This window comes from Methylomonas koyamae (assembly GCF_006483455.1).
Taxonomy (GTDB): Bacteria; Pseudomonadota; Gammaproteobacteria; order Methylococcales; family Methylomonadaceae; genus Methylomonas; species Methylomonas koyamae_B.
In genome coordinates this window covers 1-1395 of the sequence record NZ_PPPU01000085.1, presented here as the reverse complement: position 1 = coordinate 1395, position 1395 = coordinate 1, and the positions used below count along the sequence as shown (strand labels likewise).

2 protein-coding genes and 1 pseudogene are annotated in these 1395 nt (G+C 57.6%); 1 reads left to right on the top strand and 2 read right to left on the bottom strand.

Features of this window, described 5'->3' with window-relative positions:
• A pseudogene (locus tag C2U68_RS21695) lies at positions 1–219 on the bottom strand (2-isopropylmalate synthase); the annotation flags it as partial.
• A gap of 159 nt (positions 220–378) precedes the next feature.
• On the opposite strand from C2U68_RS21695, the gene C2U68_RS20970 reads away from it, so the two are divergent.
• Positions 379–852 carry an Lrp/AsnC family transcriptional regulator gene (locus C2U68_RS20970; RefSeq protein WP_140914418.1) on the top strand — a complete coding sequence of 158 codons (474 nt, stop codon included), beginning with the start codon at positions 379–381 and terminating at the stop codon, positions 850–852.
• A 20-nt stretch (positions 853–872) separates the two neighbouring features.
• Here C2U68_RS20970 and C2U68_RS20965 read toward each other — a convergent pair.
• Positions 873–1395, bottom strand: a 523-nt coding sequence (locus C2U68_RS20965) for an anthranilate synthase component II (RefSeq protein ID WP_140914417.1), incomplete at its 5' end; no start/stop codon positions are given.

Sequence of the window (1395 nt, the reverse complement as noted above, 5' to 3'; positions counted from 1 at the left end):
AAACGCCACTTCGATTTGTTTGAAGCCGATGCCGCACAAGGTTTCGAACAAGCGGAGTTTACGTGCCGCGTTCATCGGCTCGAACAAGGCCTGGTTGCCGTCGCGCAGATCGGTGCTCATCCAGATCGGGGCTTGAGCTATGGCCCAATTCGGCCACCGCCGGTCCGGCAAGGCGGGCGGCGGAAACGGCCGGTATTTCATGGAAGGGTTGGCTAACATGGTCGGTCTCCTGTATTCGAGTTGGCGATACGATACGCCGAAGCGACAGACAGGCGATTGCGTTTTTAGCGAAGATTGGCAGTAGAATTAAATTAATATTGCTGGATATTATCTTTTTAATTAAATTTATTGCTTTAAATAAGGCTATACAGGCAATTTATGGAACTGGACCGCTACGATCGGCAAATTTTGACCGTGCTGCAAGCCGACGGCCGGATCAGCAATCAGGAACTGGCCGACCGCATCGGCCTGTCGCCGTCGCCATGTCTACGCCGGGTACGGGTGCTGGAGGAAGCCGGCCTGATAGTCGGCTACCGGGCGCTATTGGATGCCAAGGCTTTGGGTTTGAGTCTGACCGCGTTGGTGCAGATTTCGATGGATCGGCACACGCCGGAGCGCTTTGCCACTTTCGAGGCGGCCGTCGCCGAGATCCCGGAGGTGATGGAGTGCCTGCTGATTACCGGCCAGGCCGCCGATTACCAGCTCAAGGTCGCGGTCAAGGATCTGGACGCTTACCAGGAGTTGCTGCTGAAGCGCATCACCGGCATTCCCGGCGTCAGCGGCGTGCATTCCAGCTTTGTACTGAGACGAGTCGTCGATAAGACTGCATTTCCGCTGGCCGCGGCCGGATAAAACGGCCGCGGCGAGGTTCTTCAGCGCTGCAGAAAATTCCTGAGCATGTCGTGGCCGTGCTCGGTCAGGATCGACTCGGGGTGGAATTGCACGCCTTCGATGTCCAGGGTTTTATGGCGCACGCCCATAATTTCGTCGATGTTGCCTTCTTCGTCCTGAGTCCAGGCGGTGATTTCCAGGCAATCGGGAATGGTCGCCTGTTCGATGACCAGCGAATGGTAACGGGTCGCGGTAAACGGGTTGCTCAGGCCTTTGAACACGCCCAAGTCTTTGTGGTAAACGGACGACACCTTGCCGTGCATGATCTGTTTGGCGTGGATGATGTTACCGCCGAAGGCGTAGCCGATGCTTTGGTGGCCGAGGCAGACGCCCAGGATCGGGTATTTGCCGGCGTAGCGGTGGATGGTATCCACGGAAATGCCGGCTTCCTTTGGCGTGCACGGGCCGGGAGAAATGACGATCTTGTCCGGGCGCAAGCCCTCAATGTCTTCCACCGTGACTTCGTCGTTGCGCACCACCACCACGTCGGCGCCGAGTTCGCCG